This window comes from Psychrobacter sp. CAL346-MNA-CIBAN-0220 (assembly GCF_040309805.1).
Classification (GTDB): domain Bacteria; phylum Pseudomonadota; class Gammaproteobacteria; order Pseudomonadales; family Moraxellaceae; genus Psychrobacter.
The window spans coordinates 162,749-184,224 of sequence record NZ_JBEOPF010000005.1; the positions used below are offsets into that span (position 1 = coordinate 162,749).

Below are 21,476 nucleotides of genomic sequence, written 5' to 3' on the forward strand. Positions count from 1 at the left end.
AGCTAAATTTGTTACATCAATCCGATACCAGCTTAGACTTTCATCCAGACAAAAAATCGGATATAAAGTCAGAGACAGCCGTGCCTATGCTTACCGATAGCACGCCAACTGAACCCTTGCGTCCGCAGTTTTGGTCGCGCTATACGCTAAGCGAGCTGAATCATAATGAGTGGGAAGCCTTATGTGATGGCTGCGGCAGTTGCTGCTTGATCAAATATATTGATGAAGATGAGAATGGTGACGTTGACGAAAACCTAGTTGAATATACTGATGTGGCCTGCCAGTTGATGAATTGCGCTACCGGTTACTGTCAGCATTATGATACTCGCCAGCAGTATGTGCCGGACTGTATTCAACTGACCGCTGAGAAGATGCCAAATATGATGTGGTTACCTGAGCACTGCGCTTATAAACGGGTGTATAAAGGGCAGGCGCTACCAGATTGGCATCTATTATTGACTGAAAATGCGGTTATTACTCAACAGCAAATGCGCGCCGCTAATATTGGAATAGCAGGTCGCTGCGTCACTGAGACTGGCATGGCTGATGAAGAGATGGAAACGCGAGTGGTCAATTGGGTAAATCCTTAGCTAATATTCATTTAGCAGCTGTTGGTTCAGTTTGGATTAACCCTTATGGCATGAGAGTCGGCAAGAAGTGGAATAGGGATACCTTGACGAATTTGGGTCGAAAAGTCACTGTTGCGAACATCACTGATACTCATATCTGTAGTATCAGGCGACTGATTGACGAAGCCTTTTACTTTCGGGTTAATATGCGCCTGTTCATACCACTTGTCCATTGACCACGGCTGACCGTCTTGCTCTGGAGCCGCATCGAGCATACCTATGTCATATAGATAGTTTGGCAGCCAACCGGAGACCCAAATTCGATAATCCCATGGTAGCCGCTGACCACTAACGATACGCGCCATATAAAAGATAATATTGGTACAGTTACTGGTCAAAGTGTTATACCACGCTGGTTCTGTGTTTAACTCATCGGCGACGGTTAAATAAGACTCAAACAATGATCTAATTTCGCGTTGTTGTAAATGACTGACAGGGAATAAATAAACCTGTTCGCCGCGCACGTTCGTACGAGTATAAATAATATCGCGCTCTTCAGCGGCAATTAAACTCAACTCAAAGCGCTTAAAAAATCCGCCAAGCGCTGAAAAATATTCACCATTTTCTTTGCGAATTTCTAGTGAGAACGATAATGGCCTATCATCTTCGAAGCGAAAACTGACTAAGGTATGGGCAATCAGTGGCCCCATCCAGTAGGAATTAATCACATCGACGCCGGATAATTTGGACAGATCTACAGTACGGGACTCCCAGCGCTCAACGGTATTCTTGCTGGTTTTATTGGCATTAGTCTCATTAGCGCTATGCCAGTCAAAGTTGCGTACATTGGTAAATGTAATCAAATCAGGGTTATTCGAATCGCGCTGATAAGAAAGTCTTTGACTGACATCAGGCTGCCAGTCGCGTTGCTGCTGCGGTGTAATGGAGATAAACCAGCCAACACCTATCAGCCATACGCTAGTATATAATCCAAAAAGCCATTTAGTGGCGGTAATTTTAGTGGTTGTGCCTTTATTAAAAGCTATGCTGTTAGAGGCTGTGTTTTTAGCAATATTCCCTTTAGAAAGCCTACTTTCAACTGTTTTGTTTTTGGACAGCTTATTATTAAAAATATTGGAAAAATAGCGCAAAGTAAGTAGCGACGTTAATAAACTCACTATCATTGCTGTCACTAACCAAGATATTGGACTATGCGACCCAAATTGATACCAAATTGCCATCAATAGCCAAACGGCGGATGATAGTAGCGCCACCACAATAAAAAACTGCACAATATAATGCCACCGCGTGCGTTGCTGGCAAGTGTTGTCTTTATTGCGGTTTGCTAGATTGTGGTCAGTCTTACGTAACGAGAACAACTGCGAAAAAAAAGAGCGAGGCGACATAAGCGTAGATTAAATGAATAGAGGCTTTGACCATAGCAAAGTATATAACCTACTGACAATACAATTTGGATAAATTTATCGTTGAATGTCAGTGAGGCATGAGATAAAGTGAAGCTAATTTGCGATGATCTATCGTTTCTAGGTCATGGTTTATCAGCTGTTTTTATTTGGTATTTAATCCCCATTTACTATGGTAGTTAGTATTTTTCTTACCCTATCTTAATTATCCTGAACTAAAGAGGTTAACTTACATAACCATGTCTGACGACACACCCAGCCCGAGTAGTTGGTCGATGCGCGGCTTAAAACGCTGGCTATCGACCGCCCCCGAAACCCGTGATGAATTGATTCGTTTGGTGCAACACTCGCGCCAATTTTTAGAGCCTGATACCGTCGATATGTTAGAAGGTGTATTAGATCTACCCGCGACCCAAGTGCGTGAAATCATGACCCCGCGCCCGCAAGTCATCGGTTTGCACGAAAGTACCGGCCTTGCTGAAGTGATGGACATCATCCTTGATACCACTCACTCACGCTACCCTGTTTTTGACAGTCAAGATGATGATGCGATCATTGGGATATTATTGGCTAAAGACTTGATTCCTATTTTAGTGCATATGGTGCGTGATCAAGAAGATAAAATCGATAGTAAACGCTTAAAGGACTTGGTACGCCAGCCTTTATATATCAGTGAGTCGGCGCGTTCTGATACCTTATTACGCTCTTTGCAGCGTACGCAAGTACATATGGCCATTGTGGTTGATGAGTTCGGTGGCTTTGCTGGCGTGGTGACGATGGAAGACCTGCTCGAGGAGATAGTCGGCGATATCGTCGATGAACATGACGACTTCAATGAAGACAGTGATATTAACAATATCGTCGTCCATCCAGAAAAACCCAATACTTGGCGTGTACAAGCGTCTACGGTCATTGAAGACTGTAATGACGAGTTGGGTAGTCGCTTCGATGATACCGATGTCGATACGATGGGCGGTCTGGTGATGCAAACCCTTGGCTATGTGGGTGACCTCGAAGGGGAGAGCGTACAAATCGATGACTGGCAAATTACAGTCACTGATGTAGAAGGGCGCTTTATCCATGATTTGGAGCTGACCAAAACCAATCCTGATCAGTCGCTATCAATAGGCAGTCAATAAATCGGTGCTTAGCAATTTTTACTGAAGCTGATACTATAAATATCAGCAGTACTTTTCCTCAGTATCCTCAACGCATAAAAACATGAATGATAAAAACACGATTGCGGTCGTGTTTTTTGCTTTTTAGGTTCTCATACATAAATTCCTATAAATATGTAACGGTATGCTAGTCAAACAAGATACGCAAATTTTCCCATTTATTATTATAGGCTGGTATCATGGGCGAGTTTTATTTTGAGGGGCTGCCTGCTGTACTAAGCGGTCTATTTCATAATAAATTTTGACTGCAGATTTAAGACTGAGAACTTTGGATAATTGATATGCGCCTGTCTACCGTTGATTTACAAAAGCGTCTGAACCCCAATAAACCTAAGCGTTTATCGCTTGGTCTGGCTATTTTAATTGCGTGGCTGGCAGGGGCAATATTTTTATTCGCACTCGCGCCTTATGGATTCTGGCCACTAGCGTTGGTCTCTCCGGCGATTTTGTACGCCCTACTAATACCAGCCATGAGTGGCAAGCGCGCCTTTATTATTGGCGAGGCTTACGGCACCGGATTGTGGTGTGTTGGCGCGTTTTGGTTATATACCTCTATCCATGATTATGGTAATACGCCAGTATGGTTAGCGCTTATTTTGATTGCGTTGATGGGTCTCGGTATGGGACTATTTCATGGCTTTTTAGCGTTGGTTTTTAACCGTATGGTTGGTAAGCAGCCGTTTTCGTTTGCCGCCCTTTGGATATTGCAAGAATGGCTAAAAACATGGCTGTTTACCGGCTTTCCGTGGTTGTTTGTTGGTTATGCTTTTACTGAGCAGTATTGGCTGTCATCACTAGCGCCAGTTGCTGGGGTGTTTGCGGTCTCTTTTGTCGCGGTATTATTGGCGGCAAGTGTGGTTGAGCTATTGCGTCGCCGCGGTGGCTATATGATTGCTTCAATAGCGCTATTAGTGATTAGCACGTCGTTATGGTTGATTAATCCACAATGGACGAAGCCTAAAGGCACACCCGATTTATCAGTGTCCTTAATTCAAGGTAATATTCCGCAAGATATAAAATGGCTGACCGAATATCAAGTGGAGACCCTCAAAATTTATGCAACCTTAACGCGTAGTGAGTGGGGGCGCGATATTGTGCTGTGGCCTGAGTCGTCTATTCCGATGTTTCAGACTGAGGCTGTTGGCTTTATCAGTGAAATGGTCAAAATGGCCAAAGCTACTAATACTACCTGGATAACTGGCATTCCTTATAAAGATGAGGCGGCATTCGATGCCGGTACCGATAAATACCCGCCTTTCTATAATAGCGTGATTGCGCTGGGTGCGCAGGCGGATGGTTTGTATAAAAAGCAACGTCTAGTGCCATTTGGCGAATATATTCCGTTTGAAGGAATGCTTGATATTCTGCCTAACTTAGCAGGCAGCCAAGATATAATGAGCTATAGTCGTGGTAGTGACCAGCAGTCACCGCTACAGGTCCGTGGGCACAATATAGGTGCCGCTATTTGCTATGAGGTGGCATACCCTGAGACCACGCGCCAAAATGCGATAGATACCGATTTTTTACTGACCATCTCTAATGATGCGTGGTTTGGCACTTCAGCAGGACCTTTGCAACATCTACAAATGGTACAGATGCGCGCGTTAGAGAACGGCCGCTGGTTTATGCGGGCAACCAATACTGGTGTTACTGCTATCATTGATCATAAAGGCCGCATCGTTAAGCGGGCGCCACAGTTTGAGCGCACAGTATTGCGTGGTGATATTCAAGCACGAGTTGGGAATACGCCCTTTATGCTCATGGGTCATTACCCTATATTAATCATCATTGCCTTGCTATTACTATTAAGCTATCTTGGCAAACGATCAACCAATCGTGAACGTTTGGGCCAATAAATAGAATTATTTATCGCTCTATGAAGGTCATAAATCCTTAATAAGCAAATTCTTTGATAATAATTCCTTTAAATAGTTAAGGGTTTTAACAAATCAGTATAAATTGCGATATAATAGGCCAATATTTTAAATATTTTTTGTGCAAGGTGGATAAGGTATGTCAGAAGATATCGTCAAAAACAATCCCATGAAAGAGTTCATGTTTGCCTTAGGCGGCGTCGCCTTATTTTTAGGTATCGTCTTACTCATTGGTATCTCAGCCTTTTTGCGCCCGGCTGGTGAGCATATTACCGCTGAGACTACTGAAGCGTCAGCAGCGGCTGATGGCGCGACGGCTATTGCTGCAGAAGATGCCGCACCAGCCCCTGTAGATACTGCTGCTCCAGCCAGTACTGATGCAGCAGCAACCTCAGCGGTAGCAATCCCTGCTGATGCGACAGTCACCCCTGCTCCCGGCACTGGCGATGCGATAATTGCTGCTGAAGCGGGCACGGCAACTACTGAAGGAACAGTGAATCAAGCCGCTGTTGCTGATGCTGACTTATCTGCTGAACAAGCGGATGGTGACTTAGAGGGCGGCAATGCTGATAAAGCGGCAGTCACGCAATAAATATCCTAGTAAGGTTCTGAGATTTAAAGGTGTCTAGGATCAAGGTATGGTAAGTAAACGTGCTGCTAGTATTAATATCTACTAGCTTTATAAAATAAATGGGTTTCTACAACTCCATAAAGTTGCCACAAATTATGCTAAAAACTCGTTCTCAGCTACTGAGGGCGAGTTTTTTATTGGGTATTACTGTCTAGCAAGTAAACAATTTTTTCTTTACTTGTAAAGATTCTAGTGGAACAATAACCTGCGCATATGACCGCCTATCAGAATAATTAAGGGCTTGGTCATCATTATAGTGATATTTAAAGGAATAAATTTATGAGCACGGAGTCACAATCAGAGTTTAGTGCCGCCGAAATAGCAGCGCTAGAAGATGGATTCATGGGGCATCCCAAACCGCTACGTCCATTATTTTTCACAGAAATGTGGGAACGTTTTTCTTATTACAGTATTCGTCCACTGCTGGTCTTATTTATGGTGGCGACCGTTGGTAGCGGCGGCTTTGGCTTCGATGAGGTCACTGCCTCGGCTATCTATGGTATCTTTGCCGGCTCCCTTTATTTGGCGGCAGTGCCTGGTGGCTGGCTGGCAGATAATTGGCTGGGTCAAGAGCGTGCGCTATGGTGGGGTAGTATTATTATTGCCCTTGGTCATTTGTGTATTGCGCTATCCGCTATATTTGGTATGACACTATTTTTCGTAGGGCTGATGTGCATTGTGTTAGGCTCAGGCTTATTTAAAACCTGTATCTCAGTGATGGTTGGTGCCTTGTATCCCAAGAGCGATTCGCGCCGTGATGGCGGCTTTACTTTATTCTATATGGGTATCAATATTGGCGCGTTATTAGCCGCACTTATTGTCGGTGTGTTTAAAGAGAAAGGCATGTGGCATGTGGGCTTTGGTGTCGGTGGTCTTGGCATGCTGGTTTCATTGTTGATCTATCGTTTTTCAGCTAAGAAAACTTTAAATCGTTATGCCCGTGCCAAAAACATTAGTCCTGAATGGGAACAAACGAACGGCCGTTTCAAAAATGTGGGACGCTGGGTAATAGGGTTCCTAGCCCTTTTGGCGTTGCTAACAATTTCGGTCAGTACCGGTATTATGCCATTTGCACCTGAAATGGTCGCAGAGTATATGACTTATATCATTGCAGCAGTGGTCATACTGTACTTTGTGGTGATGTTTCTCTCACCGCGACTGGATAAAACAGATAAGCTGCGTTTGTTAATTTGCTTCATTCTGATTATTGGCTCGACGCTATTTTGGTCAAGCTTTGAGCAGCAACCGACTTCTTTTAACTTGTTCGCTGATAACTATACCGATCTTAATGTCTTAGGCTTTGAGATACCCAGCATTTGGTTTCAGTCACTTAACCCTTTATTTATTTTAATGTTAGCGCCAATTGCTAGTATTTTATGGGTCAAGCTTGGCAATCGAGGTCTTGAGCCAAGTAGTATGACTAAGTTTGCGCTTGGTATGCTGTTGGCCGCCGCTGGTTTTGCTTTGATGATATTTGCCTCTAAAAGCATCTTGACCAATGCGGGTGGATTGGCCTCACCTTTGTGGTTGGTGGGCAGCCTATTCCTGTTGACCCTCGGTGAGTTAGCGCTCAGTCCTGTTGGCTTATCTGCTATGACTAAGCTTGCGCCAAAGGGTATGCAAGGCCAGATGATGGGGCTTTTCTTTGCGTCTATAGCGCTGGGTAACTTGGTTGCTGCCTTCTTTGGTGGTCACGTGTCAGCGGATAAGATCGAAGGGTTACCGGGTTTATTTACGACTATGACCATCTTTTTGGTGGTCACCGCCCTCATATTATTAGCATTAGCAAAGCCTGTTAATAATATGCTTAAAAAGAGTGAGCATGCTGATCAGCTTAGCTAATGAATGAGAGTTGTTACTATATCTGTGTGAATGACAACAGCACAAGTGACGCATGACAAGACGTGTTACCATAATCGGTCGCACGTTTTTGTTATCTGATTTGGGTAGATTTTCTATCAAGCTATTGAAAGCTTACGATTTGCCCAAACATCTAATAATGTTAGTTCTATAATAGCGTTTCGCTGGTGCTTATCTGGCTGTCTTTTTATATCGTGTTACCTTTATTCTCGATATTCTAATTTTTTATTTTTAATCAACTGATTCATTTGCTTAGATTCAAATAGTGCTTGTCATTACTAAGTACTAAATAATAACTGCTAAAGATAAGTTCAACTGCCCGAATAAAAAGACTATCTATAGGCGCCTCATAATAGAACTACTCTAAAAATTAATAAGGAATAACCCAATGAATAAACAAAACATTCATGATCGTATCGATAGTTTGCGTCGAGCATTAGTTGAGCAAGACTTGACCGCGATTATTGTACCTTCAGCGGACCCGCATCTGTCTGAGTATTTGCCTGAATACTGGCAGACACGTCAATGGTTGTCAGGATTTACAGGATCAGTGGGTACCTTAGTGGTCACTGCTGATTTTGCAGGGTTATGGACAGACAGCCGCTATTGGGTACACGCCGCTGATCAATTAGCTGATACCGGTATTAGTTTACAAAAAATGGCGCCAAAGCAGCCCAATCATATTGACTGGTTAGCCGATCATCTACAAGAAGGGGACAGTGTCGCCGTTGACGGTAATGTACTGTCTATCACTGAGCAAGATCGTTTATTAAATGCTTTTGACGCTAATGACATTACCTTGATTACTGATCGTGATGTCCTCACTGATGTTTGGGCAGATCGTCCAGCGCTACCAACGGCAAAATTATACGTCCATGATGCACAGTTTGTCGCGCAATCGGCTGCCTCAAAACTTGCAGCGGTACGAGAAGGCATGAAGGAAGCAGGCGCGACTCATCATCTATTATCGAGTTTAGATGATATCGCGTGGCTGACCAATTTACGCGGTGCTGATGTTGACTACAATCCGGTATTTTTAGCGCATATGCTAATTGATGAAGAAAAAGCGACTGTGTTTGTCGATAATAATAAAATCAGTAGCGATATTGAGCAAAGTTTAAAAGACAGCGGCGTTACCCTTGCTGATTATAATGCGGTACAGGACGCATTAGGCGCGCTTACTCCTGATGATTTATTGCTACTAGATCCGAGCAAAGTTGCTATCGGTACGTTATCAAAAATAGCAGATGATGTTGGCTTTATTGAACAAATGGCTCCCAGCACCTTACTTAAATCAGTTAAATCAGATGCCGATATTGACCATGTCCGTGAAGCGATGCGCCAAGATGGCGCGGCGTTATGTGAGTTTTTTGCTGCATTTGAGCAGCGCTTGAATGATGGCGAGCGCTTAAGTGAGCTTGATGTTGATAGTATGTTGATAGAAGTACGTAGCCAGCAGCCGCATTATGTCTCACCTAGCTTTCCGACGATTGCAGGCTTTAATGATAATGGCGCCTTGCCACACTATCGCGCGACCCTAGAAAAGTTCAGCTATCTAGATGTTGCTGAAGGCGAAGGCGGCTTACTACTGATTGACTCAGGAGCGCAATACCAAAACGGTACTACTGACATTACCCGTGTCGTCGGTATTGGCCAAGTAAGCAGCGATCATAAACGTGACTTTTCGACCGTGCTTAAAGCCCATGTTGCCCTTGCGCGAGCTAACTTTCCTAATGGTATTGCTTCACCTTTGATTGATGCGATTTGCCGCGCGCCATTATGGCAAGCGCAGATGGACTATGGTCATGGTACCGGTCATGGCGTCGGTTTCTTCTTAAACGTTCATGAAGGCCCGCAAGTGATTGCCTATAGTGCCAGCATACCTAAAGAGCGCGCGATGAAAGCGGGTATGATCTCAAGTAATGAGCCGGGATTATATCGTGAGGGTAAATATGGTATTCGTATCGAAAACCTTATGGTTAACATGCCAGTGCAGCAGCCTACGGAAACTGAGTTCGGTGACTTTCTGAACTTTGAGACGGTGACTTATTGCCCAATCGATACCCGTTTGGTTGAACCTTCATTATTGACTCAAGTAGAGATAGAGTGGCTAAATAATTATCATAGCCAAGTCTATGATGAGCTAAACGAGCGCGTTAGTGGTGCTGCTCTTGAATGGCTCACTGAGCGTACGCAAGCTTTGTAAAATCAGCCATTAAAGTATTAAGAGGTTCATAAAAAAGCGCCCAGTAAATTATTTACTGGGCGCTTTTTATATTAAGTTATATCAAGGCACATTAATGAAGCTTCTTATACCGTCTTTCTATATTAGAGAAGTGTTATAAAAGAAACGCTATTTTTTCTTAGCGATGCTATCGGTTGATTGTCTTGTCTCTAACAGTTGTTGGCTGACCTCAGAGCGCAACCATGCCTTTAAGTTCTCAGACATTTGCGTCATTTGCTCACTTAAGTAATCATCAATATGCATTTCCAACTCATGGATTAAATCTTCATGCGTGGCATTTAACTGAGAATTTTTTAATGTTAAATCAATGGCTATATCTGGACTAGATTTACTGGCGATAGCATTAATGCTACCAGTAGATATGATGCTGACTTTATCCTTAGCTGTTTCATGAGAACCTTTGTTTATTACAGCGCTCGCGTTACTACCGTTATTATTATGGCGGCTCTCACTGTTGTCACCATTTTTTTGCTGATCTTTAGCATCGGCGTTGACTTGTTCTTTTGGTACATTTTTTTTAGAGATTTCTAGCTGACGCTTAGTTTCTTTTTTTATTGCTTCTTTCTCTGCTGCTGCTCGTTTCTTTTGTTCTTCTACCAAACGCTGCTGTTCAGCTACTTTTCGATCGCGTGCTTGTTTATCAGCAAGCTCTTGTGCAGCGGCTTGTTGTGTTTGATGAGTGCTATATAATTGATCAAGATGGGCATCAAGATCAGGCAGACTAAAGACAAACTCCTCAAAAGGAGTATCGGTGCTTAGTAGGGTCGTGATATCCGTTAACTCTTGGACGATAGCTGCGCGTACCGGCTCCGGTGCAAGCGTCCAGTGTTGATAAAATTGATGGGAAAACGAATAGCTTGACATAGTCTCTTCCATAAAAGTTCCAAAAATTACCCCTTATCATACGAAAGGACAATAAGGGGCTGCAAGGGGACAAACGTAGTAACTCTGATACTAGCGTTACATTAATAGCATTACGCAGTGATGCTAGTCAATGATTCTACGACCAGCGTGCAAAGACTAATGAAGCATTGGTGCCACCAAAGGCGAAGCTATTAGAAATTGCATAGTTTAGATTATCAACTTTACGGGATTGGTTAGGTACATAATCTAGATTACAATCATCGGCAACGTTGTCCAGATTGATCGTTGGAGGTACGTGCTGATGCTGTAGAGCAAGAACGGTAAAGATGGCTTCAATACCACCGGCTGCCCCCATTAAATGGCCGGTCATCGATTTGGTTGAGCTGACTAAAATACTGTCTTTAACAGACGCAAATACCGTTTCGATCGCTCTGGACTCAGCGACATCGCCTGAAGGCGTGCTGGTGCCGTGGGCGTTAACGTAGCCGACCCGCGATGAGTCAATTCCAGCATCATTAAGCGCATTTTGCATGGCACGTGCTGCACCGTTACCGTCTTTTGGAGGGGCGGTAATGTGGCTGGCATCATCACTCATCCCAAAGCCTACTAGCTCAGCAAGTATTGTCGCACCGCGTGCTTTAGCATGAGCTAAGCTTTCAAGTACTATCATCCCAGCGCCATCACCAAGTACAAACCCATCTCGATCTTTATCAAAGGGTCGTGACGCTTTAGCGGGTTCCTCGTTACGGGTTGAGAGCGCCTGCATTGCCCCGAATCCTGCCACCCCTAATGGGCTTGACCCTTTTTCACTGCCACCAGCAACCATTACATCGGCATCACCATAAACGATTAAGCGTGCTGCCAAACCGATGGCATGAGTGGCCGTTGTACAGGCGGTGGCAGTAGCAAGGTTAGGACCTTTTAAATTGTGTTTAATCGCGACTAGACCCGCTGCCATATTAGCAATCGTTCCCGGAATAATAAATGGGGTGACTTTTTTAACCCCTTTATCACGCAGCAGATCGCGGCTGTTCTCAATAGTCTGTATACCGCCAATACCCGACCCTAAAATAACGCCAAAGCGCTCTTCATCTACATTTTGCACTGGCGCATCATCGGCACTGACTGCTTCGATAAAACCGGCATCGTGCAAGGCCATTGAGGAGGCTGCTACGCCATAATGTATAAATTCATCATAGCGTCGTGCTTCTTTAGCGCTCATATATTGCTTAGCATCAAAGTCTTTAATCGTCCCTGCAATTTGGGTTCGGTAATCAGTCGTATCGAAATGAGTGATCGGTGTGATACCGCTTTCACCATTTAGTAACCGTGTCCATGTACTTTCGACATCCAAACCCAAAGGAGTAACGGTGCCTAGACCTGTGACCACCACTCGCATCTCATCGGAACGTTCATAATGAGGCGGCTTCTGACGTGATTTTTGATAGGGTTTTGTGGCAGCATTACTGGCTTGAGGTGTAGATGAATTACTGTATTGGCTCATTCGATATGTCCTGTACTTTCAATCCTAAAGGGGGGCTCAACGTTGTTATAATAACTATCATGCAGTCATGCTACATTATTTATAGCGTTATATCATTATTTTAGCAACCATTATAAAACACATTAGTTTACAACTGTAAACTTAAAATTACCCATAAGGTCAACGTGGTGATAAAAGATGATGAAGCGACTGATAAGCGCTTTATTAATAGTAGACGTTTTCTTAAGCCTTTTACCTGTCTAACCTTTGAATCTTTAGTTGTTCAGAAAACTAAGAGCTACTCGAACTGACAATCATATGAATTTACAGCTATGCAAAGCAAATCTGTCCTAATACCACCCCTTTGCGAGCACCAGTCACTGCTGGCAGATTTCCTGTTTCTCCCATCATCGTTTGTCGCGCCAGCCATGCAAAAGCGACTGCTTCCACCCATATCGGATCGAGCTCCAAGCTAGCGGTGGTGTCCACAGTACAATGTGGCAGATGGGCTTGAAGCCGTGTCATTAAATAATCATTAAGCGCGCCGCCACCACAAACATATATTGCGCCTGATGTATTTTCCATGTTTATAAATTGTTCAATCTGTGCGCTGGCACTTATTGCGGTTAGCTCAGTGAGTGTCGCTTGCACATCGGCTGATGAGTAGCGAGTATTGGCGGCTGCTTGATCAAATGTCTGCAGCTCAGCTTGTAGCCACGCTAGGTTAAAGTCTTCACGTCCGGTACTTTTAGGATAAGATGTAGCAAAAAATGGATGTGCTAGTAATTGTTCTAGTAACGGCTCGATAATTTGCCCTGTTTGCGCCCAGGCGCCACCCGCATCATAATCCTTGCCCGTATGCAGTGCTGCCCAAGCATCTAATAATAAATTGGCAGGGCCGGTATCATAACCAACGATCTCAATATCGTTTTGTTGACCATTTTGACTACTGGCTTGCCCATCAATAGATGTTGCTGGCAAGACCGTAATGTTGGCAATACCGCCCAAGTTCAGTAGCACACGAGTGGTATTGGGGGTTGCAAATAATGCTCGATGAAAGGCGGGAACCAAAGGCGCACCTTGCCCACCAACCGCCATATCGCGGCGGCGAAAATCACTCACCACACTGATGCCAGTACGTTCAGCGATAATATTGGCATCGACTAATTGTAAGCTAAAGCCCATCTGCGGACGATGGCGAACCGTTTGCCCGTGACAGCCAATTGCTAATATTGATTCGGCGTCAATATCCGCTTGCTGTAATAAAGTATTAACTACCTCGCTGGCAAACTCACCATACATACGACTTGCCCAACCGAGCCAATCTAACTCACCACATTTATCATCAGGCTCATCGTCTTGCGAGATTAAATCTTTTACCCCATTTGGCTTGCATAAAGCCAATAAGACTTCACGTAAACGCTTCGGGAAATCTTGGCTGTAAGTGGCTAATAATTGCATAGGTGTTTCAGATTCATCATCAGCACTGATATCAGAATTAAATTGACACAGGACCGCATCCATCCCGTCTAAGCTAGTGCCTGACATCATACCGATATATAAACCGTCATCGAAGCTTTCAAACACTGTTTGCTCAAGCGCATCAGTGAGTGTGGCATAATCTAAATCATCACTGGTATCGGCGACGACATTTAGGTATTCATTATCTTTTGCATGGTTACTATTTCTATTATCAGCACCGGAGGCGGGCTTGGTCATGGCAATTTACCTTAAAAAACGCTAGTATATCTGCCAAATTCTAACATTTTTTTGTATGCCTTCGAAGTTCTAAAACTCTTCGAGGCGCGAATCGTTCAATAGAGACCACAAATAGAGATCGCCATGACTGAACAATCATATACCCTAGAAGAACAGCTTGCCCTTATCCAGCGCGGCACGCAAGAAATCCTATCAGAAGAGGACTTAGTCGCTAAGCTTAAGCTCAACCGTCCTCTACGTATCAAAGCTGGCTTTGACCCTACCGCGCCTGACCTGCATTTAGGCCATACGGTATTGATTAATAAGCTTAAACATTTTCAAGATTTAGGTCATGAGATTTATTTTTTAATCGGTGATTATACTGCCAAAATCGGTGATCCTTCTGGCAAAAATAGCACCCGTCCGCCATTGACCGTTGAGCAAATCAAAGCCAATGCTAAGACTTATGCTGAGCAAGTATTTAAGATTTTGGATAAAGAAAAAACCCGCGTAGTATTTAACTCAGAATGGTTTAACGACATGTCAGCCGCCGATATGATTCAGCTTGCCAGCCAGCAAACCGTTTCACGTATGTTAGAGCGTGACGACTTCTCTAAACGCTATGCGGCGCAAACGCCCATCTCTATCCATGAATTCCTTTACCCACTGGTTCAAGGTTACGATTCTATCGCCCTTAAAGCTGACGTTGAGCTTGGCGGTACCGATCAGACTTTTAACTTATTGATGGGACGTACTTTGCAAGGCCGTTACGGGCAAGAACCCCAAGTCTGTATCACCGTACCGATTCTAGAAGGACTCGATGGCGTTAATAAAATGTCCAAATCTTTGGGCAACTACGTCGCCATTTATGATGCGCCGGGCACGATGTATCAAAAGATATTGTCTATGCCAGATACTTTAATCCGTCGCTACTTTGAATTTTTAAGCTTTAAACCGATGGATGAGGTTGAAGGCTTAATGAGTGAGATGAAAAACGGCCGCAATCCTCAAGAAATCAAACGACTCCTAGCGGAAGAATTGATTGAACGTTTTCATGACGCCGACGCAGCAGTTAACGCGCACAAGTCAGCTGGTAATGTCTTAGCCGATGGTGAATTACCCGTAGATTTACCAGAAGTGACCCTAGATTTAGAAGGTCAAGATGCGCTATTTATCGGCCAAATACTTAACCAAGCTGGGCTTACCAAAAATAGCTCAGCTGCTAAAGATATGATAAAACGTGGCGCGGTAAAAGTAGATGGCGAGGTGGTCGATGGTGGCTATAGCTTAACTTCTGGGCAAACGGTCGTTATCCAAGCAGGCAAGAAAGCGTATGCGAAAGTGACGGTAGGTTGATATCCAACGAAATTATTATAATTAAGATAAAATAATAAGATTTTATTATGATTGAAAAAACCATCCCCCAAGGTATTTACCGCCATTACAAAGGCAATTTGTACCAAGTATTGCACACCGCTCAACATTCAGAGACCGAAGAGACGCTAATCGTTTATCGCTGTCTATACGGTGAGTATGGCGTTTGGGTGCGACCATTAGCCATGTTTGCGGAAACAGTGATGCGTGACGGTAAAGAAATACCAAGATTTGAATTGATTAAAGCCTTAAGCGATTAGATTTAAAAACCACCTATAGTTTAGCGATCAAAAAAAAGCGACCAGTTAAGGTCGCTTTTTTACACGTTTAAAAAGACAGTTAATCGTTTAAAAATTCAATCAAAGCTTGGTTGAACTCTTTTGCATGGGTCACATTATTACCGTGCGGGCCACCTTCAATGATATGGAGTTGACTGTCTGCAATTATGTCATGCGAGCGCTGGCCACTGACTTCAAAGGGAACGATCTGATCCGCATCACCATGAATGACTAATGTAGGCACATCAAATTTTTTCAAATCATCGCGAAAATCAGTATAAGCAAATGACTTGACGCAATCGTAAGTGGCTTTAGGCGATGCAAATGAAGCGATCTCACGGTGATACAGGCGCAGAGGTTTGCTAACTAATAACTTGCCATCTTTTGGGGTAAAAAAGTTCTTGGTAAAGTCATTTAAAAAGGCGATACGATCCCCGCTTACCCCATCTAAGAACTGTTGAATATCTTGCTCTTCTAAGCCACCATCAGGATTGTCATCGGTTTTAAACAGGTAAGGCGGCACTGCAGAAGCCAGCACGGCTTTGCTGATACGGTCTGATCCATACTGACCAAGATAGCGAGCAACTTCACCGCCACCCATCGAGAATCCTACAATCGCCGCATCTTTTAGATCAAGTTCGTCCATGAGGGCTTTTAAATCTTGTGCCAAAGTATCATAGTCGTAGCCCTCCCATGGCTTAGAAGATTGACCAAAACCGCGTCTGTCATAAGTGATGACTTGAAAACCAGCGTCGACAAGGGGAGCGATTTGTGGTTCCCATGATCGTCCGCTGAGTGGCCAGCCATGAATTAAAACCACAGGTTTGCCAGTACCTTGGACTTCATAATACAAATCGATAGGTTGATCAGCTTGGATTGCAACCGTAACATAAGGCATGACTTTATCCTTTTAGAATGATTAGACCAATATGCAACATAGCGACACTAGTTATAAAGTCTAGAGACGCTAACTATAAAATAATGTTGATTAGTATCATTAAGTATAAATGGCGGATGAGCTAGTTAGTATGAGATGTTGTATAGTCATAGTGTCAACCACAGTCTTATTTATGTTGAAACGTAACGAAATAATTAGTCTTGCAAGAATCTCTTCAATACTTTATAAAAGCCTACCGGCTCATCGAGCGGCACCGCGTGCCCAGATTTTAGCAATACTACCTCGGTCGCGTTGGGCAGCATCTGAGTAACTTTGCGCTGCCATTCTGGGTCATATAGCTGGGAGCGACCGCCGATTAAGTTCACTACAGGAATAGTGAGTGTCTCCGCCACATCCCGAAAATCATAGGGGAGCGCCAAATATGCTTGTAGGCAGTGCATCTTATGCTTCCAAGTCTCATGATTATAAAATACCAGTTGGTGATCTGTTTGGTGAGTCATTAGATGAATAAAGGCTTGAGAGCGGGGCCGACTCGCGGACAATAAGGAAAACATGCGCTCGGTATCTGTGGTGCGCCGCTTTAAGGAATGAGGAAGGTGAGTAAAGCTATCAAAATGCTCATAGGCCAGCCCAGCATCAAGAACCTCTTGAAATATATCAAACACTTCGGACTGACGCCCGCCAAATAGCCCGCCTTGCCAATCTGATTGGTTATGAACCGTAGGTGTTTGGTCAATATTTAGGTAGCGACTGACTCGATCGGATCCGTAGCGACCAAAATAAGCCCACATCACTTGCGCTCCCATTGAAATAGCGGCTACAGGGATAGAGATGAGGTCGCGCCAACTACAGATTTGCTCAATGACCGCATTGATATCTTCAGCATATTGGCCAAGGAAATCAAACTGGGTGAGTGGAATAGACTTGGCTAGGCCGAATCCGCGAAAATGCGGCAGATAAAATTGATATTTGGTGGTCAGTGGCAGTATAAAAGGCAAAAACTCACGTGCATCCATACCATAAGCGTGCAGTACTAATACGGGTTTACCGCGTCCAATTACTGTCATCGGCAGCGTGCCATTATCGCAGTTTGATATCGTCACATGACGGGTAGCCGTGCGGTAGGGTTTGGGTACTAAAGCGGTAATCATGACTTAGCGACTTTATCATATAGTATCCGTTACCCTAGCATAAGTTGCTGATATTTAGCAGAGATAAATCGAGCCTTGTAGTTTATCTATTTAGCAGGTTTATTAGGTCAGCGGATTCATAAAAACATTATTTTTAACAGGCTAGTAAAGACAAATATATAAATAAAAAACAGGATAGGGCGACTCGAAATCTACAAATTTTCTGCTAAACTGAGAAGATGATAAATCTGTTTGGTAATTCCGCCCAAGCTTGCGCAACGGCTCGTCCAACCTTACCGAGCCTTGACGATAGCTTGTATCCTTTTCCTTGGCAGTCAGCGACTGGACAAGTCGAAAAAGATATGGGGTTTAGCACGCCGCAAGCACTCTTAATGGCGATAATTAATGCCGAACCTTCTCCAACTCCGCAGGAGTTTTGGCAGCACCTATATGCTAATGATATCTACCAAGAGTGGATTAACTTTACCGTATTTGGGCGTTATATTCAGCGCAGTTTTGCCGCCTTTTACCAGCAAAGTGAAGACAGCTTTAATATGGATATACCGGCATTGTTTCGCCATGAGCTGATGCGCCATGCGCAGTATTTACCGTTAGATCAGATATTATTCGTGGCCGGCAATATATCTAAGAACGCACGCCGTGAAAAACTGCTGACGACTACGCTTAATCCGGCTACCGCAGTGATAAGCGCGCGGACAAGTAACCAGAGTGCCAATAAATCAGCGCTAACAGGCTCTCAAGAAGTTATTGTTAATCAAATTTGGGTGAAAGGTAGGCAAGTATTAGGATTTCCAATACGCCATAACAAACGCACTAGCGAGCGCACCCGTAATGAAGTATTAATTTTAAATTTTAATGATTTACGTTTAGTAGACGAGCAAAGTGTGGGTGATAATATGAGCGATAATAAGGTAAGCAACGAAGAGGAGAGCAATACAGCAAAGCTACAGAAGGTAAAAAGTGCTGTATTGCTCCGTTATTATGAATTACGTTGATAGAGTGATATTAAGTTTAACTATCTAACGGTTCTAATCATCCTGCTTAGCAATCGTCAGCCCGTTATAGGTTTGCGCGACGGGCATGACTTCCAAACGATTAACGTTAATATGCGTAGGAGACTCAATCAGCCATAATAAAATATCGCCGATATCATCACCGGTCATACTTTTAAAGCCATCATAAACCTTGGCAGCTTTATCATTATCACCGTGATAGCGAATATTTGAAAACTCAGTACCAGCGACATTGCCCGGCTCAAGATTGGTTACGCGTATTTGTGTACCAATCAAATCTGCGCGTAAGTTTAAGCTGAATTGCTTAACAAACGCTTTAGTGCCGCCATACACATTGCCACCATAATACGGCCAACTGCCAGCGATAGAGCCGATATTGATAATATAACCACTATCGCGCGCGACCATTGCTGGCAAGACAGCATGTGTTAGCGCCATCACGCCTTTGACATTGGTATCGACCATACGCATCCAGTCATCAAGATTGGATTCTTGGGCAGGCTCTGCACCGAGTGCTAGGCCTGCATTATTAACCAAAACATCAATTTGCTTAAAGTCATCAGGCAGATCAACGATTATCTGCGGAATAGAAGCGGTGTCGCTGACATCCATCACTACTGGCAAAAATAACTCACCCAACTCTTCTGCTAGCGCATTAAGTTTATCTAAGCGTCTGGCACAACCAATTACACGGTGGCCTTTGGCAATCAAACGCTTAGTAAGCGCTTCACCAAAACCCGCACTTGCACCTGTAATCAATACGTTCATCATTCATCCCCTTTATCAATACTAAGTTATTAATAGCAGTCATCAATGACCATTGCTAGTGACAAATCATTCTTTATCGCAGTTATTGATGGCGTTATATATTAAATCTGTTTGGTACCAAATATTTTATCACCGGCATCGCCAAGACCAGGGATGATATAACCATGTTCATCTAAATGGCTGTCTAATGCCGCAGTATAGAGCGTCACGTCAGGATGCGCTTCATTGACCAAGCGTACACCTTCGGGTGCTGCGACCAACACTAATGCTTTAATATTTTTACAGCCGTGTTTTTTGAGCATCTCAATAGTAGCAATCATCGAGCCACCAGTTGCCAGCATCGGATCAATGATAATCGCAGGACGTTTGTCCATATGACTGACGAATTTTTCAAAGAAGGGTACTGGCTCCAAGGTTTCTTCATCACGCTGTAAGCCTACAACCGAGATTTTAGCCGTTGGGATTAAATCGAGAACGCCGTCCAACATACCAAGACCAGCACGTAGAATTGGTACAATCGTCGCCGTCTTACCAATGATTTGTTCACCAGTAATGTCGCCACACCAGCCTTCCATCGGAAAGGTTTCAATCTCAAAGTCGCGACTTGCTTCATAGGCCATCAAGCGGGCAAGCTCTTTGGTTAACGTACGAAATTTATAAGTACTACAGTCTTTTTCACGCATTAGGCTGAGTTTATGACGTACTAACGGATGATCGATTACGGTAATTTTTAAGTCACTCATGAGCACTCTCTTAATTTTGGTCTGATTCTTGGACGATATCTAATCTAATGCGATAAACAATATGGGCATTTAGACAGACAGCTGGCAAATAGATACATTGAAGCATGGCACTTTTAAATGAACTGTTTCATGATTGATTTCGACTTTATGGTTAACATTATCACTAAAAAATCGTATATTGACTCTATAACCCAAGCTTTTATAGTAATAACAGATAAATCTATCTGATTAACCACTATAAATAGCAGTTCATAACAAGTCTTATGACAATCAAGCACAACGATATCAAAGCCATTGCACTTTAAGCAATGTTTACGCTTGCTATGATACCAAAAAAACCACTTTTCTGATGAAGAATATCATGACTAAACCACCATCGAATACTCACACTGATCCCCTAAAACCTGCTAACGACTTTGTATGGTCACAAACTTTAAAAACAGACTCAGCAAATATTGAAACACATCCATTTGGCCCGGTCTTACCACCCGATGCGACGGTCATGATGATGGGGAGTTTTCCACCCACCGTTGATAAATGGGCAATGAGGTTTCACTACCCCAATTTTCATAATGATATGTGGCGTATTTATGGTCGCGTATTCTTTGATGATGTGGATTATTTCAGAGTAGGGCATGAGAAGCGCTTTGATCCTGAGCGTATTCGCGCCTTCATGTTCGAGCGCGGTATAGCTTCCTGTCCCACAGTAATACAAGCGATTCGTGAAACGGGTAACGCCTCTGATAAGAATTTAACAGTCGTCACAACAGTAGATTTAGATAGCATTTTGCCACAAGTGCCAAAAGTTGAAGCTTTATTTACCACAGGGGGAAAGGCAACTGAGGTATTACTTAACTTACTTGATACACCACCAATTAAGTCCAAATATCCTAAAACCAACCAGAGCATAGATTACCCGTATCAATGGCAGGACATAGATAAAAGCTCAAGCTCAAAACAGGTTAATGATTTAACACTTTATAGACTGCCCTCAACCTCACGTGCCTACCCACTAGGTTTAGATAAAAAAGTCGAAGCTTATAAGGCTTTCTTTAAAAAGGTGGGTAAGCTATAAATAGAGTATAAAATGACAAGTAGCTACCGATTAACTCTATTGAGTACCTATATAAAGAAGAGCATTATTGATCAATAGGCTAAGTTTAGTTTATTATAAATCAAGAACAGCCCAAGCCATTGATAACTATAGCAGTATTAAAGCGATGATTAGTATTGAATAAAAACAATCCACGCACCCCTTGACGCCCGCTTCAAACTGCGTATAATGCGTCCCAGTCGGAAGGGAATAGCGGCTTTAGGAAGTGGTTTACCACTTTAGAAAAAGTTAGTTAAATAAGTTCTTGACAGCAGATTAAAAGGGTCTATAATACGCCCCTCAGCAAGGGAAGCGGGCTACATAAGTAATTT

The 21,476-nt window shown here is 43.4% G+C and carries 18 protein-coding genes; 10 read left to right on the forward strand and 8 right to left on the reverse strand.

The genetic code is table 11. From position 1 onward, the window contains the following. The first annotated feature begins 86 nt into the window (after positions 1 to 86). Positions 87 to 590, forward strand: coding sequence for a YcgN family cysteine cluster protein (locus AAEY88_RS11000; protein ID WP_350562395.1), 504 nt, complete (start codon positions 87 to 89; stop codon positions 588 to 590). A gap of 26 nt (positions 591 to 616) precedes the next feature. Here the strand turns inward: AAEY88_RS11000 and AAEY88_RS11005 are convergent, their stop codons facing one another. Then, the gene (locus tag AAEY88_RS11005) at positions 617 to 1,975 is read right to left on the reverse strand and encodes a DUF4105 domain-containing protein (protein WP_350562361.1); all 1,359 of its coding nucleotides are present in this window, start codon (positions 1,973 to 1,975) and stop codon (positions 617 to 619) included. Positions 1,976 to 2,232: 257 nt separating this feature from the next. Between AAEY88_RS11005 and AAEY88_RS11010 the strand changes: the two genes are divergently transcribed. The 5 genes from AAEY88_RS11010 (at position 2,233) to AAEY88_RS11030 (ending at position 9,742) form a co-directional block, all read left to right on the forward strand. Further along, the gene (locus AAEY88_RS11010) at positions 2,233 to 3,132 is read left to right on the forward strand and encodes a CBS domain-containing protein (protein WP_350562363.1); all 900 of its coding nucleotides are present in this window, start codon (positions 2,233 to 2,235) and stop codon (positions 3,130 to 3,132) included. A 320-nt stretch (positions 3,133 to 3,452) separates the two neighbouring features. Then, on the forward strand, positions 3,453 to 5,027 hold the full coding sequence (lnt, locus tag AAEY88_RS11015) for an apolipoprotein N-acyltransferase (protein ID WP_350562365.1): 1,575 nt from the start codon (positions 3,453 to 3,455) through the stop codon (positions 5,025 to 5,027). A gap of 157 nt (positions 5,028 to 5,184) precedes the next feature. Next, positions 5,185 to 5,637 (forward strand): hypothetical protein, encoded by a 453-nt coding sequence (locus AAEY88_RS11020; RefSeq protein ID WP_350562367.1) that lies wholly within the window; start codon positions 5,185 to 5,187, stop codon positions 5,635 to 5,637. Positions 5,638 to 5,955: 318 nt separating this feature from the next. Continuing rightward, positions 5,956 to 7,518: a peptide MFS transporter gene (locus tag AAEY88_RS11025; protein ID WP_350562369.1), complete on the forward strand. Its 1,563-nt coding sequence runs from the start codon at positions 5,956 to 5,958 to the stop codon at positions 7,516 to 7,518. Between the two features lie 406 nt (positions 7,519 to 7,924). Then, positions 7,925 to 9,742, forward strand: coding sequence for an aminopeptidase P family protein (locus AAEY88_RS11030; RefSeq protein ID WP_350562371.1), 1,818 nt, complete (start codon positions 7,925 to 7,927; stop codon positions 9,740 to 9,742). A gap of 147 nt (positions 9,743 to 9,889) precedes the next feature. On the opposite strand, the gene AAEY88_RS11035 is transcribed toward AAEY88_RS11030, so the two are convergent. The 3 genes from AAEY88_RS11035 to AAEY88_RS11045 form a co-directional block, all read right to left on the reverse strand. Continuing rightward, positions 9,890 to 10,657 carry a hypothetical protein gene (locus AAEY88_RS11035; RefSeq protein WP_350562373.1) on the reverse strand — a complete coding sequence of 256 codons (768 nt, stop codon included), beginning with the start codon at positions 10,655 to 10,657 and terminating at the stop codon, positions 9,890 to 9,892. 124 nt (positions 10,658 to 10,781) lie between these two features. After that, positions 10,782 to 12,149: a beta-ketoacyl-ACP synthase II gene (gene fabF, locus AAEY88_RS11040; RefSeq protein ID WP_407074451.1), complete on the reverse strand. Its 1,368-nt coding sequence runs from the start codon at positions 12,147 to 12,149 to the stop codon at positions 10,782 to 10,784. Positions 12,150 to 12,458: 309 nt separating this feature from the next. Continuing rightward, on the reverse strand, positions 12,459 to 13,847 hold the full coding sequence (locus tag AAEY88_RS11045) for an anhydro-N-acetylmuramic acid kinase (protein ID WP_350562375.1): 1,389 nt from the start codon (positions 13,845 to 13,847) through the stop codon (positions 12,459 to 12,461). Positions 13,848 to 13,970: 123 nt separating this feature from the next. Here AAEY88_RS11045 and tyrS point away from each other — a divergent pair, with 123 nt between their 5' ends. Together tyrS and AAEY88_RS11055 are read left to right on the forward strand one after the other, a co-directional pair. Beyond that, the gene (gene tyrS / locus AAEY88_RS11050; protein ID WP_350562377.1) at positions 13,971 to 15,182 is read left to right on the forward strand and encodes a tyrosine--tRNA ligase; all 1,212 of its coding nucleotides are present in this window, start codon (positions 13,971 to 13,973) and stop codon (positions 15,180 to 15,182) included. Between the two features lie 47 nt (positions 15,183 to 15,229). After that, positions 15,230 to 15,460 (forward strand): DUF1653 domain-containing protein, encoded by a 231-nt coding sequence (locus AAEY88_RS11055; protein WP_350562379.1) that lies wholly within the window; start codon positions 15,230 to 15,232, stop codon positions 15,458 to 15,460. A 79-nt stretch (positions 15,461 to 15,539) separates the two neighbouring features. On the opposite strand, the gene AAEY88_RS11060 is transcribed toward AAEY88_RS11055, so the two are convergent. After that, positions 15,540 to 16,376, reverse strand: coding sequence for an alpha/beta hydrolase (locus AAEY88_RS11060; RefSeq protein WP_350562381.1), 837 nt, complete (start codon positions 16,374 to 16,376; stop codon positions 15,540 to 15,542). Between the two features lie 194 nt (positions 16,377 to 16,570). Then, entirely contained in the window at positions 16,571 to 17,527 is a 957-nt protein-coding gene (locus AAEY88_RS11065) for an alpha/beta hydrolase (protein WP_350562383.1), read from the reverse strand. Between the two features lie 218 nt (positions 17,528 to 17,745). On the opposite strand from AAEY88_RS11065, the gene AAEY88_RS11070 reads away from it, so the two are divergent. Next, a complete protein-coding gene (locus tag AAEY88_RS11070; protein ID WP_350562385.1) occupies positions 17,746 to 18,522 on the forward strand; it encodes a hypothetical protein in 777 nt (258 codons plus the stop codon). Between the two features lie 33 nt (positions 18,523 to 18,555). On the opposite strand, the gene AAEY88_RS11075 is transcribed toward AAEY88_RS11070, so the two are convergent. Both AAEY88_RS11075 and upp read right to left on the reverse strand, forming a co-directional pair. Then, positions 18,556 to 19,308, reverse strand: a complete 753-nt coding sequence (locus AAEY88_RS11075; RefSeq protein WP_350562399.1) for an SDR family NAD(P)-dependent oxidoreductase — start codon at positions 19,306 to 19,308, stop codon at positions 18,556 to 18,558. A 101-nt stretch (positions 19,309 to 19,409) separates the two neighbouring features. Beyond that, positions 19,410 to 20,051: a uracil phosphoribosyltransferase gene (gene upp / locus AAEY88_RS11080; RefSeq protein ID WP_350562387.1), complete on the reverse strand. Its 642-nt coding sequence runs from the start codon at positions 20,049 to 20,051 to the stop codon at positions 19,410 to 19,412. A gap of 361 nt (positions 20,052 to 20,412) precedes the next feature. On the opposite strand from upp, the gene AAEY88_RS11085 reads away from it, so the two are divergent. Next, the gene (locus tag AAEY88_RS11085) at positions 20,413 to 21,126 is read left to right on the forward strand and encodes a DNA glycosylase (protein ID WP_407074452.1); all 714 of its coding nucleotides are present in this window, start codon (positions 20,413 to 20,415) and stop codon (positions 21,124 to 21,126) included. Positions 21,127 to 21,476 lie beyond the last annotated feature (350 nt).

Bases quoted from the DNA above. Each gene is read 5' to 3' on its own strand.
- AAEY88_RS11000 (WP_350562395.1), top strand. From the start codon at position 87: ATGCTTACCGATAGCACGCCAACTGAACCCTTGCGTCCGCAGTTTTGG.
- AAEY88_RS11005 (WP_350562361.1), bottom strand. From the start codon at position 1,975: ATGTCGCCTCGCTCTTTTTTTTCGCAGTTGTTCTCGTTACGTAAGACT.
- AAEY88_RS11010 (WP_350562363.1), top strand. From the start codon at position 2,233: ATGTCTGACGACACACCCAGCCCGAGTAGTTGGTCGATGCGCGGCTTA.
- lnt (WP_350562365.1), top strand. From the start codon at position 3,453: ATGCGCCTGTCTACCGTTGATTTACAAAAGCGTCTGAACCCCAATAAA.
- AAEY88_RS11020 (WP_350562367.1), top strand. From the start codon at position 5,185: ATGTCAGAAGATATCGTCAAAAACAATCCCATGAAAGAGTTCATGTTT.
- AAEY88_RS11025 (WP_350562369.1), top strand. From the start codon at position 5,956: ATGAGCACGGAGTCACAATCAGAGTTTAGTGCCGCCGAAATAGCAGCG.
- AAEY88_RS11030 (WP_350562371.1), top strand. From the start codon at position 7,925: ATGAATAAACAAAACATTCATGATCGTATCGATAGTTTGCGTCGAGCA.
- AAEY88_RS11035 (WP_350562373.1), bottom strand. From the start codon at position 10,657: ATGGAAGAGACTATGTCAAGCTATTCGTTTTCCCATCAATTTTATCAA.
- fabF (WP_407074451.1), bottom strand. From the start codon at position 12,149: ATGAGCCAATACAGTAATTCATCTACACCTCAAGCCAGTAATGCTGCC.
- AAEY88_RS11045 (WP_350562375.1), bottom strand. From the start codon at position 13,847: ATGACCAAGCCCGCCTCCGGTGCTGATAATAGAAATAGTAACCATGCA.
- tyrS (WP_350562377.1), top strand. From the start codon at position 13,971: ATGACTGAACAATCATATACCCTAGAAGAACAGCTTGCCCTTATCCAG.
- AAEY88_RS11055 (WP_350562379.1), top strand. From the start codon at position 15,230: ATGATTGAAAAAACCATCCCCCAAGGTATTTACCGCCATTACAAAGGC.
- AAEY88_RS11060 (WP_350562381.1), bottom strand. From the start codon at position 16,376: ATGCCTTATGTTACGGTTGCAATCCAAGCTGATCAACCTATCGATTTG.
- AAEY88_RS11065 (WP_350562383.1), bottom strand. From the start codon at position 17,527: ATGATTACCGCTTTAGTACCCAAACCCTACCGCACGGCTACCCGTCAT.
- AAEY88_RS11070 (WP_350562385.1), top strand. From the start codon at position 17,746: ATGATAAATCTGTTTGGTAATTCCGCCCAAGCTTGCGCAACGGCTCGT.
- AAEY88_RS11075 (WP_350562399.1), bottom strand. From the start codon at position 19,308: ATGAACGTATTGATTACAGGTGCAAGTGCGGGTTTTGGTGAAGCGCTT.
- upp (WP_350562387.1), bottom strand. From the start codon at position 20,051: ATGAGTGACTTAAAAATTACCGTAATCGATCATCCGTTAGTACGTCAT.
- AAEY88_RS11085 (WP_407074452.1), top strand. From the start codon at position 20,413: ATGACTAAACCACCATCGAATACTCACACTGATCCCCTAAAACCTGCT.